This window comes from Pelorhabdus sp. sgz311002, assembly GCF_056134285.1.
Genome location: NZ_JBWBCL010000009.1, coordinates 71679 through 87291, shown reverse-complemented (window position 1 = coordinate 87291; position 15613 = coordinate 71679). Strand labels below are relative to the sequence as shown.

At 41.7% G+C, this 15613-nt stretch carries 12 protein-coding genes; all 12 read right to left on the bottom strand.

The genetic code is table 11. From position 1 onward, the window contains the following. Nucleotides 1-23: 23 nt before the first annotated feature. The 12 genes from cysK to AC0NJP_RS13515 all read right to left on the bottom strand — a co-directional run bounded on the left by cysK (nucleotide 24) and on the right by AC0NJP_RS13515 (nucleotide 15518). The gene (gene cysK / locus AC0NJP_RS13570; RefSeq protein ID WP_474700141.1) at nucleotides 24-956 is read right to left on the bottom strand and encodes a cysteine synthase A; all 933 of its coding nucleotides are present in this window, start codon (nucleotides 954-956) and stop codon (nucleotides 24-26) included. A 21-nt stretch (nucleotides 957-977) separates the two neighbouring features. Next, nucleotides 978-2507 (bottom strand): nitrogenase component 1, encoded by a 1530-nt coding sequence (locus tag AC0NJP_RS13565; RefSeq protein WP_474700140.1) that lies wholly within the window; start codon nucleotides 2505-2507, stop codon nucleotides 978-980. 28 nt (nucleotides 2508-2535) lie between these two features. After that, nucleotides 2536-3876 carry a nitrogenase component 1 gene (locus tag AC0NJP_RS13560; protein ID WP_474700139.1) on the bottom strand — a complete coding sequence of 447 codons (1341 nt, stop codon included), beginning with the start codon at nucleotides 3874-3876 and terminating at the stop codon, nucleotides 2536-2538. 271 nt (nucleotides 3877-4147) lie between these two features. Next, nucleotides 4148-5464, bottom strand: a complete 1317-nt coding sequence (locus tag AC0NJP_RS13555; protein WP_474700138.1) for a nitrogenase component 1 — start codon at nucleotides 5462-5464, stop codon at nucleotides 4148-4150. Continuing rightward, nucleotides 5448-6929: a nitrogenase component 1 gene (locus tag AC0NJP_RS13550; protein WP_474700137.1), complete on the bottom strand. Its 1482-nt coding sequence runs from the start codon at nucleotides 6927-6929 to the stop codon at nucleotides 5448-5450. Before AC0NJP_RS13550 ends, AC0NJP_RS13555 begins: the two co-directional genes overlap by 17 nt. Before the next feature lie 28 nt (nucleotides 6930-6957). Continuing rightward, nucleotides 6958-8022: an ABC transporter substrate-binding protein gene (locus tag AC0NJP_RS13545; RefSeq protein ID WP_474700136.1), complete on the bottom strand. Its 1065-nt coding sequence runs from the start codon at nucleotides 8020-8022 to the stop codon at nucleotides 6958-6960. Nucleotides 8023-8360: 338 nt separating this feature from the next. After that, nucleotides 8361-9686: a nitrogenase component 1 gene (locus AC0NJP_RS13540; protein WP_474040131.1), complete on the bottom strand. Its 1326-nt coding sequence runs from the start codon at nucleotides 9684-9686 to the stop codon at nucleotides 8361-8363. Then, on the bottom strand, nucleotides 9679-11136 hold the full coding sequence (locus AC0NJP_RS13535) for a nitrogenase component 1 (protein ID WP_474700135.1): 1458 nt from the start codon (nucleotides 11134-11136) through the stop codon (nucleotides 9679-9681). The genes AC0NJP_RS13540 and AC0NJP_RS13535 overlap by 8 nt, the downstream gene beginning before the upstream one ends. 208 nt (nucleotides 11137-11344) lie before the next feature. Then, nucleotides 11345-12109, bottom strand: a complete 765-nt coding sequence (locus AC0NJP_RS13530) for an ABC transporter ATP-binding protein (RefSeq protein ID WP_474700134.1) — start codon at nucleotides 12107-12109, stop codon at nucleotides 11345-11347. 10 nt (nucleotides 12110-12119) lie between these two features. Further along, nucleotides 12120-12893: an ABC transporter permease subunit gene (locus tag AC0NJP_RS13525; RefSeq protein ID WP_474040134.1), complete on the bottom strand. Its 774-nt coding sequence runs from the start codon at nucleotides 12891-12893 to the stop codon at nucleotides 12120-12122. Between the two features lie 18 nt (nucleotides 12894-12911). After that, complete coding sequence (locus AC0NJP_RS13520) at nucleotides 12912-13952, bottom strand: ABC transporter substrate-binding protein (RefSeq protein WP_474700133.1); 1041 nt, start codon at nucleotides 13950-13952, stop codon at nucleotides 12912-12914. Nucleotides 13953-14099: 147 nt separating this feature from the next. Further along, nucleotides 14100-15518, bottom strand: a complete 1419-nt coding sequence (locus AC0NJP_RS13515; RefSeq protein ID WP_474700132.1) for an FAD-binding oxidoreductase — start codon at nucleotides 15516-15518, stop codon at nucleotides 14100-14102. Nucleotides 15519-15613 lie beyond the last annotated feature (95 nt).

The following is a 15613-nucleotide window of genomic DNA, read 5'->3' as shown; positions in this document are numbered from 1 at the left end:
CTCTCCCAACTCCCTATTGTTTTTTATTTGAAATCCTGAAATAAAGCTGTGCTAATATAACGCTCGCCCGTATCGGGCAAAATTGCTACAATTAATTTCCCCTTATTTTCTTGCCGTTTTGCCAATTGCAATGCCGCAAAGGCAGCAGCACCGGAAGAAATTCCAACAAGAACGCCTTCTTGACGCGCCAATTCTTTCGCCGTATCAATTGCTTCTTCGTTTTTCACTTTATAAATTTCATCAACAAGCTTCAGATCAAGAACTGTCGGCACAAATCCTGCGCCAATTCCTTGTATTTTATGCGAACCTGGTTTCCCGCCGGAAAGAACTGGGGAGTCGTACGGCTCAACAGCAACTGCTTGCACCTTAGGGTTACGCTGTTTTAATATTTGGGCAATACCAGTAATCGTACCACCAGTTCCCACTCCACCGACGACAATATCAACTTTGCCATCGGTATCATTCCAAATTTCTTCCGCCGTTGTTGCCCGGTGGATTGCTGGATTTGCCGGATTATTAAACTGCTGTGGTACAAAAGAATTCGGAATTTGAGCCGCCAATTCTTCTGCTTTGCGAACCGCGCCTTTCATTCCATCAGCACCGGGTGTTAAGACAAGTTCAGCGCCATAAATTTGCAGTAAACTGCGTCGTTCTACACTCATCGTATCAGGCATCGTCAAAATCAAACGATATTTCTTAGCTGCGGCAATGAGGGCCAAAGCAATACCAGTATTGCCGCTTGTCGGTTCAATAATTACCGTATCAGGCTGAATCAAGCCTTTTTCTTCGGCATCTTTGATCATGCTAAAGCCGATACGATCCTTAATACTCCCGCCAGGATTAAATAGCTCCAGTTTTACTACGACATCAGCTACGGCATCTTCCAACGTACTGGATAACCGCAACAATGGTGTATGACCAATTAATTCCGTAACACGATTTGCAATTTTTGACATTTCTAACACTCCCTCATTTGTTTAATCACGCGACGCTAGTAGTGCCGCTTCATCAATATAAGAAAAAGGATCCTTGTCATACCAGGCTTTGTGGTAAGGCAGTTTTACGTTATTTCCTAAATTATGATTGAAGGACGGATTTTTGAGTATTCTTGCCAGACGCCGGGCAAATTCGAAAACACCTGAATAACCGAGGAAAAGCTGGCTTTGATGAAACAAAGGAATCACCGGAATCCCCTGTTTTGCTGCCCAGGCATTCGTTCCCACATGACCGACATATATATCCGGCTTTAACTTGTGAATCAAATTATTCTGCTCAAAGGGCTGACCTGTTGCCACATTAAAGGTAGCTTGCTGAATTTCACCTTGTTCGCCTAGCATTTCATCACCGAATTCATCATAGTGATAGGCGCGTAGGCCGACAACTTCAAGGCCAAGATATTCCAAAAGTTCAGCATTAGCCAGCACACGAATTTCTCCACCGCCAACCAATACTCGCTTGCCTTTGAAAATCTGTCGATAAGGTTCTAAAGCCGCTTCGAGTGCTTTCACTTCTTGATCAATAAACCGCTTCGCTTCTTCCTCTATACCAAAAAATTGAGCGATATCATGAATCCAGCGATTCGTATACTTAACGCCAATCGGGATAGTCCGTAAAATATAAGGAATTTGATATTTTTCTTGTAGATGCCCTACAAAATAATCATCATGAGTTGCACAAATACTTACATTCAGCGCCGCCTCTGTTGCCTTTTTAAAATCATCTGGATGAGCATAGCAAGGCAAAATATTCAAGTTTAAATCCAGCGCTTTAAGCAAGCGTACCAGTTCATATTCATCAATCCGGCTCATTGAGGAAACATTGAGCACATTGACAGTCCGGCTAATACGGTACTTCTCTTGTAATAACTGCAGCTCCGTCTGTTCATCGCGGCGATACGCCGTTTCTACTTCTTCCGGCTCTACTAAATTTCGTAAAATCCCATGATAAACGGCATCATAGGCGCTAGCCATAATTTTAGTTTTAAAACCTTCGCAATGAACAGGCACAATTTTCGCTTTGACTTCTTTCTGCGCTTGTTCCACAACGCCATCAATATCATCACCAATAATGGCTGGTACGCAGCTATTTACAATAATGATAGCGCTGGGGCGAAATTCTTTTTCAGCATGTAAAATAGCTTCTCTTAGCCGCGATTCCCCGCCGTTAATGACTTCAAGTTCCCCTAAATTCGTATTAACCCAGATCAACCCTTTGGCCTGGCTGTCACGAAGCTTCTGGAAATTTTTATTAATCCCCGCTTGAGCCAAGCTCCCGCCGCCGCAGCCAACTGGTCCATGGACAATTACAACAGAATCGCGAATTGTATTTAAAATTGCTAGACTTAAATTAAGCTGACAGCCTTGCGTCTGTGAAAAAGTTCGTTTAATACCGTTCAAGCAGCCTTTTTTTGATTGATCTACTAAATTACTGCAAGATCCGCCATAAGTATTGCAAGCCTTCAGTCGATCTTCTCGTACCGGCGGCGCCTTTTCCCGAATATAATCCATGTCGTAAAACCCCTTCCCGCTTTGTCAATTATCGGTTTCCCACAAGCAAACCTAAAATGTCTTCTGTTAAACGCAGCGCCCCTTCGTAACCAAGATAAGCCCGATCTAGAACAATCCGATTTGAAATAGGATAAGCCACACTCAGATGTGGTGCGCCAATGGTATCGGCAAAGTCACGTTCCAAACTGCTGCCAAGAACAAATGCCGGACTGAAAGAATCAAAATACCGCGAATTGCTATTTTGCGGCCATACAGTCTGGAAATGCTTGCTGACATTTGACGTATCTGTATCGAAAACCACTTTAGGTTTCACACCTGATACAAAATGAGTAAACCCTTCTTTTACCTTCTCTTCTTCTTTTTCATCTAGTTGATCGGTAATCACAACAAGTTCAGGCAGCCAGCCTAAATCATCGGCTAGAAACCCTGTCAGCGCCGCCGCATAATTCGCATCAGCTACGACAACACTGTAACGTTGCAAATCAAGGTCATTATAGACATCGGCTAATCGGTCTAAATACCCGTAATAACGTGCTTTTTCCGAAGCAATAACCGCCTCCACCCGTTCTTTCGCCACCCCAAGAGCTTCACCGATAATTTGCAAAAAGCGTTCTGTTCCTGCTGCACCAATTGGCAGCGGTGCTACCACATAAGGGACACCGTGAACTTCTTCAAATACTTTAGCTGGCTCAATGCCATATACATCAGATACTACGATATTCAAGCTGGCAGCAGCAGACTGTTTCAAATTATCAATGGTTTCGCCTTCGCCAAAAAAGGTATTCACCTGATAACCTAACTTTTGCAGTAAAGCTTTTAAAACACTTAAATTTCCTTTCCAAAAAACATCTTGCACAGGCACAAGTCCAAAGAGATTCACGATATGTTTGTCTTTTACTGATTGTTTTTCTACAAATTCAGCAAAAAGTTTGCTTAGTACAATATCATAGCCTTTAAAAGAATTTCCTTTAAAACCGCCTGTTTCTGCTGCAAAAACAGGCTGATCTTGTTCTTTAAACCGTTTAGCCACTGAAATAGCGTCATCGCCGATGATATCAACCATGCAACCTGTCACCACAAAATATAGATCGCCGTCGACAATTTCTAAGGTATTCGAAATTTGCTCTGCCAGGCGTTCTTCACCGCCAAAAACAATGTCTTTTTCATAAACATTTGAACTAGGAAGCGCCTGCCCAGCGCAATAACCGCTTCCCAAATAACCGGCAGCGCCATTTAAGGCATTGGCAAAATTGCCGCCGCAGCCAGCTGCAGCATGAATAATCGAAATTGCTTTTGGTAGAGCCTTTAAAGTAGCCACTGCTCCCCCCATTGCACATAGATAGCGGGGTCTGTCAATAAAATGAGTCATCCAGCTTCCTCCATTACATTAAATTAATAAAAAAAGGCGAAGAATGAGTTCTCAAAAGAGAAACTCTTCTTCGCCTTCAGTCTTTCAACTGACCAGCTAAATAACATAGTAAGCAGTCATTATTACTGTTTTGACTCACTATAAATCAAAAAAGCCAAGGAATATCATTACGATATCCTTAGCCTTCAGTGCGTCTGATCAGCAAATGATAACTATGTTTTCTATTATTATAAGACATTGCCCTCATTTGTCAATATCTATTTGTAAATTTTTAACGATACGTATCGAGCACTCGGTCATATAGGTCTTCAATCAAACGAAGACCGCCATTATAGCCAAAATAACCGCAACTCAGCACAAGGCGATAAGCCACCGGCGGACTGATAATTAAAAGATCAGCGCCAATGTCTTTGGCCAAATCGCGCTCCCAACCGCTTCCTAAAATGAGAGAACGATGTTTTTGGTCGTCAGCTCGAATCACCTCCTGTACTTCACCAGCATCAATCGTAAAATCAACATCAACAGAACGGTACTCTGAGATGGCAGCAAATTCGCGGCGAATCGTTTCCTGAAATTCTTCCGGTGTATTATCAATAATAAATTGCTTGGCTGGAATAATCCCCAGTTCAATTAGTAAATATTTGGAAAATCCCAGGGCATAGGATGCGTCTAATAAAGAATAAAAACGCCGAGGAATACCATAACGAAACTCCAGCATAAAGTCCGCTGTTCGTTCAATATGAGAATAAAATCTCGTTTCTTCTTTTTCAATAAAAGCTTCTGTTACTGCTGGATCTGTTGGGACTACGCTGGCAACTTCTCGTAAGAATTTAGTTGTCTCTTTACCGCCAATGGGAAAGTAGGGAAAATGCAAATAGGGAGTCCCATATTTTTCTTTAAGATGCTGGGCAACCTTCAGTCCCGTCCAAGCGCTTACGACTAAATTATACTCGGCTTGAGGAATCGTTTTCCACTCTTCTACACCGCCGGAAGCCGTGCCAAATAAGATATTAACAGTAAGACCAATCCCTTCTAGGACTCGTTTTAATTCCTCTAAGTTACCATTCCAGTAGGGATCTTGATAGGGAATTGTGGAAAACACATTAACCAAACCTTTGACAGGCTGACGATTAACAGTAAATTTATCGACATATTGATCGATAATTGCCTGCACAACGAGTTCATGACTGACATAGTTATTGCTTTTAAAACCGCCTGTCTCCACATAAACTATGGGTTTACCCTGATCTTGAAAAGCGCCTGTTACCTGGCCAACATCATCACCAACAATATCAGAAGTACAACCTGTCAGCACAACATACAAATCACCGTCAATGACTTTAAATGCACCGTCAATCACGGTTTTAAGCCGTTCCTCACCGCCAAAGACAATTTCTGATTCACTGGCATTTGTACAAGGAATGGTATTCCCGCCAGCATAGCCTTCCCCCTGCCCTAAAAGCCGATGAATTTTACTGCCGCAGCCAGGACCGGAATGCATAATGGGAACAGCCTTTTTTATCGCTACAACCGACAATTCCGCCCCTAAGGCGCAACTATAGCGGGGCTGTTCAATAAACTTTGACATGGACGTCACCTCCGAGGAAGGAAAAAGGATTTTGTTCTAACCACCATTTGCTGTAGGGCATGGTGCTATGCTTCGCTAAGTTTGTTACGAATTCTTTATTATCCAAAGTTTCAATAATACGTTCTGCATAGTTAATAATTCCCTGATAGCCAAAACTAAATTGCTCATCACCTACAAGCAAAGTTGGAATACCTAGCTTTGCCCCCCATAAAGTCATGCCGCCATGGCGGGCGATCATAATATCGGGGCGAACTCGATTCAAAATATTAACAAGTTCATAAGCCTGTTTATTACATACATTATAATTTTTGACATCGCCATAATTTTTCACAGCATGATCGAGCGCATCGGCGGCAGCATCACCATTGTCATAAATTGGATCATGATGGAAAATAGCCGCCCCTTGTACTTCCATCCCTAGTTCACTCAGTAGGGCTATCAGTGCATGACCATGAGCTGCCCCAGCAGTAATATACGCTGTTTTTCCTGTCAAAATTTTTCGATAGGCTTCGATTTTCGGCAAAAATTCTTCATGATAGCGCGCGATCATCTTTTCTACTTCTTGCGTTTTTTTCAATACAGCTCCTAATTCACGCAGCCAGTTATCTGTACCGACTACACCGTATGCCGGCGGCGACTTGATCTCCGGCACACCGTAAACCTGTTCCAAGGCGGCGCCTAAATAAGTTCCAAGAGTTGGACAAATCTGAATCGTTGCTGCTGCTTCTGAAATTGTTTCAAGCTGAGCGACTGTCGAAAAAGGCACAATGTATTCCGCCTCATAGCCAAGCTCATTTAAGATCTCATCAAAAACATGGCTGCCCCAAAAATTAATAATATTAACCTTATTCGATTTCTTTTGCGGCGGTTTAACAATTTTGCGCGCAATGGCGTGATAGGCCGAATCAAAGCCTGTCGTCCATATTTTCGATTTAAAGCCTTCACAAAAACAGGCAACAATCGGAATGCCTAGTTCTTCTGTTAGTTCATTTGCGACGCCTTCCACATCATCGCCAATAATCCCTGAGGCGCAGGAAGTCGTTATAAAAATTGCCTTTGGTTTTACGCGTTCATAAGCTCCGCGAATCGTATCAGCTAATTTTTGCGTAGCCCCAAAAATAGTATCCTGTTCTTCAATATTTGTGTTAAAATAGCGGCCAATGACTGACGGCAAATTGCGCTCCATCTGACCAACGCGATAGACAAAATTATAAGTAAATACATCACCAGCGCAGCCAATTGGCGCATGATTGACAATGGCCGCATCTTGAATCATTGATAATTGACAAAAAGCGTTGCTCGCACTGCATCCCATGCATTGACTAAAACTTCGTCCGCTATCTTTTAAGGTTCCCGCTCTAGAGCAGGCAACTAGATCACTTGCCGATCCCTCAAATCCTGTGATCGATCCCAGTCGATTTTCTCTAGTTGGCACTTCCGGCGCTTTTAAATTTACTACACTCATAAACAAACCTCCCTGTATCAGCAGCTCACTACTTGATTTCCCCTGTATAATAAGGATTTAAATCATTTGTATATAAATCGGTCGATTTGACTTCGCCCGGTTTAAGCACACCGTTTTTCTCCATCATGTCAATCCAAACAGCAATTTTCTGATCATCAATATAATTATCAGGTGGATATACATTGCCTGCCATATCTTTTACGTCCACTTTCAGGTAATCCGCCGCTATTTGAAGCGCTTCGTCGTAATTATCATTAATCCAGTGCTGCGCCTTAATATCAGCGGCAACATAAGCCTTTACCACATCAGGGTAATCACGAATAAAATCTTCACTAAAGGCCCGAATTGCAAGTCCCCCTGCTTGCGGGCTGCCAGCAGCTGTACCAATGTCGTAACTTGTCGTAAGCACCTTTACACCGCCACGGTTTCGTGCTGACTTTTGATAGACATTATGCAACACCGCTACATCGATGAGTCCTTGTCTAAGAGCCTGTTCCTGCTGCGGATCAGGCATAGTGATCAGCGTAATTTCATCTTTATTGATCCCGTTTTGTCGCAGAAATTCCATATCAAGTAATTCAGCGCAACTGCCGAGTGAACTAACAGCAATCTTTTTTCCCACGAGATCTTTTGCTGAATTGATTTGCCCATCATCCTTCACAAGCCATGTCATATGAACTTTAGCCGAATCGGGATCATCCCACATACTATGAGTAACAATTTTAATTTTGGCCCCCGCTTTGCGAGCGTTAGCAATTGTGATTGGATGGCCGGAATTAAACAAATGATTATCGCCTTTGATCACAGACTGTGCCATAACACCGCCAGAAGATACTGTCCCGGTATATTCCAAAACAATGCCAACTTCTTTAAAAAATCCTTTCTTATCGGCAATAATGATTTCATTAAAATCCTGTAGAGTTGGTACTTTAAGATGAAATTCTTTAGTAAGTTTACCATTTACAAACTTCGGCTTATCATCTTCTGCTGTCGTCTCTGGTTTATTCCCGCAACCAGCTAATAGAAAAATTGCCATGAGTGTCAGAAATCCAGCTGTCATTTTCTGTTTTGTGAATCTCCCATTAAGAAACATTCTTTTCTCCTCCTTACTAAAAAAGACCGCTTCTCTCCTATTATGGAAAGAGCGGTCTTCAAGTCTCTACTTGACCAACACGTACTGAAAATTCATAAAGAAATCCTAATTCGCCTGAATTCTGATAGTTGCCTATCCCAAATTCATCAAACCACCTAACGAGATCACCTCATCCCCAAAATGGCATCATAAAAAAGGCTAACAGCGCTTTATTGCAAGATGCTGTTAGCCTTCAGTTTACTGATCAGCCAAAATAACACTTATTAAGTGTTATTTTCCTATAAACAAATTAAAATGTCAAGTCTTTTACCAGTAAAATTCCTTATTATGCTATAACCTTAATCACGATGCTTCGCTAAGAGACGAGAATAAATATCTTCGACCAGGTTCAATCCGCCATGATACCCCACGTAAGTACGATGCAAAATAAGCCGATCAATGACTGGCAAACCAACACTAAGATGCAACCCCCTTATGTCTTTCGCAATATCAAGTTCCCATGACGTTGCCAGAAATAAGGGCGTCGTTAAATGCTTTTCCGCAAGAATTTTTTCTTCGATCTCACCGCTATCTTGCGCAAAAATCACCTCAGAGGAAATGCCTGGCGCCAAATCCTCAAAATAACCGGCGATTCTTTCCTGGTATTCTTCCGGTACATCTTCTGTAATAAACTGGCGAATGGGAAAATAGCCCAGCTCATTGACTAAAAATTTGCTAAACCCTAAAGCATAAGAAGCATCATTGATATTATAAAAACGTTTCGGCTGATTAAGCTGGTATTCTGTCAGCACATCAGAAGCCCTTACTAGATAATGATAAAATTCAGCTTCTTGTTCTGCAATAAAACGTTCTGCCTGCGGTAATGAAACTTCGGCAAATTCAGCAACAATCCGTAAGAATTTTGATGTTTCCTCACCGCCAATAGGGAGTACTGGATAGTGCAAAAAGGGCGTTTGAAATTTTTCCTGGAGTAGCTCTGCTGTCTTAAGCCCCATATAAGGCGACACAACTAAATTGAACTGCGCTGCCGGAATCGCCTGGAATGCCTTAACGCCGCCGCTATTGTGCCCAAATAAAATATTAGCCGTAAGACCAATCCCTGCCAGCAATTTTTTCAGTTCATTCAAATCGCCCTCCCAAAACGGATCATGCCTTGGCACACTAGCAAATACATTTACGAGTCCTTTCTGCTTTTCAGCAACAGGCTTTACATACTGCTGAATAATTGCCTCTAGTAACAGCTCATGACCTTTGTAAGCATCCCCTCTAAATCCAGCTGTTTCAACGTGGACAATCGGCGCGCCTTGTCGGCTGAATTCATTGACCACACTTGTCACATCATCACCGATAATTGCAGCAGTGCAGCCTGTTAGAACAACAAATAGATCACCATCCATAATCTTTAAAGATCCTTCAATCACGTCTCGTAATTTATCGGCGCCGCCAAAAACCACATCTTTTTCAATCATATTTGTGCAAGGCATAGCATCAGCCCCGGCATAGCCAGCCCCTTGATAACCGCCGGCCCGTGATAAGCCCCGATGCAATTTAGAACCGCACCCCGGTCCCGCATGTAAGATGGGAATCGCCCGTTCAATCGCCACAACAGTCTGCAAAGCTCCCAGCGCGCAACCATGACGCGGCCCTTGAATAATATCAGTCATTTTTTTCGCCCCTTAAAAAAGAATATGTACCTTGATCTAACCACCATTTGGTGTAAGGCAGCTTGCTATGTTTTGCCACATTTTTAATATAGGCGGGGTTTGAAATTGCATCATCAATGGTTTGGCCAAAACGTATCAAGCCGTCATAAAGCATTTCACTCGGCTGGTTTCCCGCAAAAATAGAAGGAACGCCTAATTTTGCCGCCCACACTGTTTCAATATGTCTAGTGATTGCAATATCCGGTTTATAGTGATGAATCGCATTAGTCACTTCAAAAGCTTGTTTGTTGCAGACACCTACACGAAAATTTCCGTAATTTTCATGAGCGAATTTAAGAAAGTTAAGCCGTTCGTCATTATTATCATATTTTTGGTCATGATGCCAAACAGACGTCCCAACCACTTCCATCCCAAGATCTTTGATAATTGCGATAATACTATAAGCGAGCGGCCCACCCGCCGCGATATAAACTTTTTTACCAGCAAGCCGGTTTCTCAAACGATCAAGATCCTCAGCGATTTTTTCCTTTTCCGAAGCAATGACTTTCTCCACTTCAGCCTCTTTATGGAAAAGTCGACCAATTTCGCGTAAAAGCGCATCAGACGCTTTAATTCCGAAAGGAGCGGGCGCTTTAACTTCTGGAACGCCAAAATGTTCTTCCAAACCAGCCGCAAGGTAGCTTCCCAGAGTTTCACAATACTGCACAGTCGCTGCGGCCTCAGAAATCCGCTCAAGCTGATCAATACTAGAAAGCGGCACAATATGGTTTGGCCGAAGACCAAGCTGCTTAAACACGCTTTCATAGACAAAACGATGTTCAAAACTAATGACATTAATCAAGTCTGGCTGCTTTTTTTGCGCCGGTTTCACAATCCTACGCAAAATACTGTGATTTGCCGAATCAAACCCAGTCGCCCAAATATTAGTACGAAAGCCTTCGCAGAGCGTCGCAATAATGGGAATCTCGAGTTCTTCTTCTAACTCATTGCAAATTCCCGGTACATCATCGCCAATAATTGCAGAGGTGCAAGTCGTTGTAACAAAAATTGCTTTTGGCTTAAATCGGCGTTTTGCTTCGCGGATCGCTTTTTCCAATTTTGCCCCGCCGCCATAAATTGTATCTTTTTCATTAAGATTGGTATTAATATACTGTACATTATGTACGGGATAACCCATTCTACGATTTCCCATACGAAAAACACCATTTCGGTAGGAAATATCTCCAGCACAACCAGCCGGGCCATGTTCTACGACCGCCGCATCTTGAATCTGTGTAAGCAAATTCATAACCTGATCAGCACCGCAAGAACCGCATTGCGTAAAAACTCTTTCTCGATTGGGAATATCATTTTTGCTCAGTAAGTGAGCTGCATCGCCTTCATAGCCAGTAATCGTTTTTAACCGTGACTCCCTTAATTCTACTGCCGGGCCCTGCAAATTGATGCTCATTGCCTCTCCTCCAATTTTGTTTTCCCATAATTTTTATAACAAAAAAGATCATACACAAATTGTGTATGATCTCCAAATGGGCTCTGGCCAATCATGATCTGCAGACATATACCTATAAAATTATTTATAATACTTTTTTATTATGAAAAAATCATATACCCTAGAGCCTTGATATGTCAAGAAGGTTTATCATAGAAATTTTTCACACTTAAATAGCGTAGAGATCGGACTTTTGTAAGCCCACTTCTTCGTTTTGCATGATTCGGTTTAAAATCAGTTGTTCATAGTAGGCATAATTATTATCCTTAACACGTGGTCTGGCTAAAGGAATCACTTTATCAAAGGCAATGGTTCCATTTTCAATTAAAATAACCCGATCCGCTAAATAGACAGCTTCGCTGACATCATGTGTTACTAAAATGACGGTAAATTTTTGCTGTCGCCACAATTTTTCAATTAATATCTGCATTTGTATACGAGTCAAAGCATCAAGCGCTCCTAGCGGTTCGTCAAGCAACAAAAGTTTCGGCTCCCCAACTAATGCTCTCGCTAACGAAACTCTTTGCTTTTGTCCGCCAGAAAGAACTGACGGCCACTCATCCGCCTTATCGGCTAAATTCACCGCTTGTAAAGCCTCGATCGCTTTATCGCGATTACGATCTTTAGAACCGATAGCAACATTCTCCCATACAGTTTTCCATGGTAGAAGTCTAGCTTCCTGAAATAAATATCGTACTTCATTATCCATTTTTGTTACGACTTTCTGATTAAAAGAAATCTGTCCGCTCTGCGGCGTGTCCAACTGAGAAATCAATCGAAGCAAAGTACTTTTTCCGCAACCGCTTTGTCCGACTAAAGCAATAAATTCTCCCGGCGCTACCGTAAAATGAATGTCTCTCAATACTTCTGTTTTCCCAAAACTTTTACTAACGTTTTGAAGTGTTATCTCCATTCCCTGGATTTTGTCGCTCATCCTCTTCCTCCTATGCTTTTCGATAATTATCGTGCCAACGCAAAATTCGTTTTTCCAGCAAACTAGCGGCAAAATCAGAAACACTGCCTAATAAGGCGTAAATAAGCAGACTTAAAACAATAACATCCATTAGCATAAACTCTCTGGCATTTGTCGCCATAAAGCCGATTCCTGACTTTGCTGCAACTGTTTCAGCTACAATCAAAGTCAGCCACATACGACCTAAAGATTGCCGAATGCCGATCATAATGGAAGACATCGCTCCAGGAAAAATAATATCCCTAAATACTTCAAATCGGCTTAAGCCATACGTTTTTCCCATTTCGATCAACGTATGATCAACATAACGAATACCATGAAAAGTATTTAAATAAATTGGAAAAAAAGTTCCCAGGGAAATAAGTACAATTTTAGCGGTTTCCCCAATACCAAACCAAATTAATATAAGGGGCAGTAATGCCAGATGCGGTACATTACGAATCATCTGAATCGGCGTATTGAGAATTTTTTCTGCTAAAGGAATCTGCCCGTTGACAACACCTAGGAAAAAACCAATAGCGCCGCCAATGACAAAACCACTAGCAGCCCGCATTGTGCTAATTTTAATATTTTCCCATAATGAGCCGTCTTTAAGTAAACGACTAACAGCTCCAAAAACTTCTTCTGGCGATGGGAATAAGCTCATACTTGTCTGATGGAGTGTGAATCCATACCAAAAAACAAGTGCTACTATAGGAATACTCCAGGCTAGAAAAAGATCTGTCGCTAAAAATTTCTGTTTCATTTTCTATGCCTCCCGTAATTAATACTGTTTAATTTTGCTAATCTCTGCATCAAAAGAACGGTCAAACAGTCCGGTAATATCAATGCCGGTTTTCAACAATCCCAGCTTAGCAAAAACATTTGTAATATCTTGTTCCGAAGCAATTGTAGCGGCATCAATTGGTACAATACGTGTTTTAGCTTGTTTTTCTTCTTCCTGATACTGTTTCAAATAATCAGGGGCCTTTTGATTGATCTGAGGTCCATAGGCCTGCGCCCATTCATTGGGATGCTGTCTAGCCCACTCGTTGGCTTCATTAAATCGAGCTAAATAATCTAAGATAGCGGCATGCTTTTTCGGATCTTGAATGGCCTCCGGCGTAGCGTACCAATAAAAATCACCGGAAAGAATTTTATCGGCTGACTGCAAAGTAACGGCCCCTTTTGCCTTGGCCGATCGAATGGCATTGCCATAACTTGCCATCGCATCAACTTCGCCTGTCAATAAAGCCGACAAACCATCTGATGTCGACATAGCAATCGTTTCAACATCATTCCAACCAAGACCAGCGTTTTCCAGCATCTTTGCTAAAAAGTAGTGAGCTGTCGTGCTTTTTACATAGGCTATCTTTTTTCCTTTTAAATCAGCTACTGATTTGATAGGTGAATTTGCCGCGACAACCAATTCCTGTTCCAATGTTGTTGATTTTTTCGTAGCAATGATTTTCAAATTGCCGCCATTTTTGGACTGTGAAGCAAAAATTGGCGGAATCTGACTGCCTGTTCCTAAGTCTAATTGGTTCGCCGCCATGGCTTCCAGCACGAGATTCCCCCCCTGCATAACATGGAACTCTACTTTATAAGGCGTCTTGTCAAGGCCGGCTGCAGCCAAAATTGCCTGACCGTTTTTCCCTTCTGCAGCACCAATTCTTAGCACAACACCGGAAAAATCGACACCGCTTTTTTCATCAATAGCAGCTTTCTGATTTTTATTCCCATCATTTAAATCACCACATCCAGCTAATACAAATGATAGCAATAGGAATAATCCTAATAAAAATAACTTCTTTCCTTTTTGCACGCTTCATTCTCCTTCTCTTATCACATAGTTTCATAAAATGATAAAAAAAGAGACCAATCCCCGCAGGAATTGGTCTCTAGATATCTAGTCAACCAAATTATCATTTTTTATATACTAAACTATATTGTTTAATCTTGTCAAGTAATATTACCCAACAGCATCTATATCAAAAATTTTACCAGGATTCAGGATGTGATGAGGATCAAAAGATTGCTTAATCCGTTTCATTAGTTCCAACTCGCTAGAACTTGCTAACTCTTTTAAAAATCCTTTTCGTTTAAAACCAATACCATGCTCACCAGAAAGACGTCCGCCTAAGCTATAGGTAGCGGCATAAAGTTCCCGGCGTAATTTTTCCAAACTTTCCTGCCAAATTTTTTCCCCCTGTTCAATCGGTGGCAACAGCCGAAGATGCATATTACCATCACCAGCGTGGCCAGCTAGGCGGAAAAGAAAGCCCCACTTTTTTGTCAATGTTTCTACTACAGAAAAAAAAGCCATAATTTGATCAACAGGCACAACTAAATCTTCAGAAAAACCAATTGAATTTTTACTGCTAATTGCTTTTCCCCAAATTCTTCTGGCAGCCCAAATTTCATCGCCATCAAATTCTTGCAGAAAAAGGCATTGATTTTGCTGAGCAATTTTTGCCACCAAGTCTTTTTTTTCTGAAAAAGCTTTAGCCGATTCGGCATCAAACTGAATCATCAGACAATCACCATCAGGACTGCCAAACACAGGGCGTCCTTCGTAGTCTTCGATTGCAGCAATTGTATGACGATCAATTACTTCAAGTGAAATAGGATCAATTTGTTTATTGGCGAGAAGCTCGCCAACTAAAGCAATGACCCCATGTAAACCATCCGTCGCCGCCACATAACTTGTTTGAAAGGGGGCTAAAGGCTGAAGTTTTATCGTTGCTTTTGTAATAATGCCAAGAGTTCCTTCCGAACCCGCAATCAATCGTGTTAGATTATAACCTGTTGAATTTTTTTTAAGTCTGCCACCAATTGTAACAATTTCTCCTAAAGGTGTTACAATCTCCAGCTCATAAACCTGATCAGAGGTAACACCGTATTTGACAGCCCGATTTCCGCCTGCATTTGTTGCAATATTGCCGCCAATAACACATTGATCATTACTGCAAGGATCGCCTGCATACAAAAAACCTGCACGGTAAGCAGCCTGCTGCAAATCGACCGTCTTAACCGCAGGCTCTACGATCATATACTGTGCTATTTTATCAATAAGAATAATTTGATTCATCCTGCTTAAATCAAGCAAAATCCCGCCATATAAAGCTACAGCTCCACCTGCCAAACCACTGCCACCACCACGCGGTGTTACCGGCAGTAAAAATTCGTTGGCCAGTTTAAAAATCTCAGCAATTTCCTGTGCTGTTTTTGGCAGAACTACAGCTTCTGGATAATAGAGACTGCCATCTTTTATCGAAGCGTCTACAGCATATTCTGCCGAAATATTCTTGCCTGTAATAACAAAATTGTCGCCAACTATCTTTTGCAGCTTTTTTTGAATCGTTTCTGTAATTTTATTGTACTTTATCAATTTCGCTTCCCCCTTAACACTTAAATCTACTTATAAATAAAGATCATACACCATAAGATGTATGATCTCCGTTTATTCCGGTCAATCATCGACAT

Bases quoted from the DNA above. Each gene is read 5' to 3' on its own strand.
- AC0NJP_RS13545 (WP_474700136.1), bottom strand. From the start codon at position 8,022: ATGTTTCTTAATGGGAGATTCACAAAACAGAAAATGACAGCTGGATTT.
- AC0NJP_RS13565 (WP_474700140.1), bottom strand. From the start codon at position 2,507: ATGGATTATATTCGGGAAAAGGCGCCGCCGGTACGAGAAGATCGACTG.
- AC0NJP_RS13555 (WP_474700138.1), bottom strand. From the start codon at position 5,464: ATGTCAAAGTTTATTGAACAGCCCCGCTATAGTTGCGCCTTAGGGGCG.
- AC0NJP_RS13525 (WP_474040134.1), bottom strand. From the start codon at position 12,893: ATGAAACAGAAATTTTTAGCGACAGATCTTTTTCTAGCCTGGAGTATT.
- AC0NJP_RS13550 (WP_474700137.1), bottom strand. From the start codon at position 6,929: ATGAGTGTAGTAAATTTAAAAGCGCCGGAAGTGCCAACTAGAGAAAAT.
- AC0NJP_RS13535 (WP_474700135.1), bottom strand. From the start codon at position 11,136: ATGAGCATCAATTTGCAGGGCCCGGCAGTAGAATTAAGGGAGTCACGG.
- AC0NJP_RS13540 (WP_474040131.1), bottom strand. From the start codon at position 9,686: ATGACTGATATTATTCAAGGGCCGCGTCATGGTTGCGCGCTGGGAGCT.
- AC0NJP_RS13530 (WP_474700134.1), bottom strand. From the start codon at position 12,109: ATGAGCGACAAAATCCAGGGAATGGAGATAACACTTCAAAACGTTAGT.
- cysK (WP_474700141.1), bottom strand. From the start codon at position 956: ATGTCAAAAATTGCAAATCGTGTTACGGAATTAATTGGTCATACACCA.
- AC0NJP_RS13560 (WP_474700139.1), bottom strand. From the start codon at position 3,876: ATGACTCATTTTATTGACAGACCCCGCTATCTATGTGCAATGGGGGGA.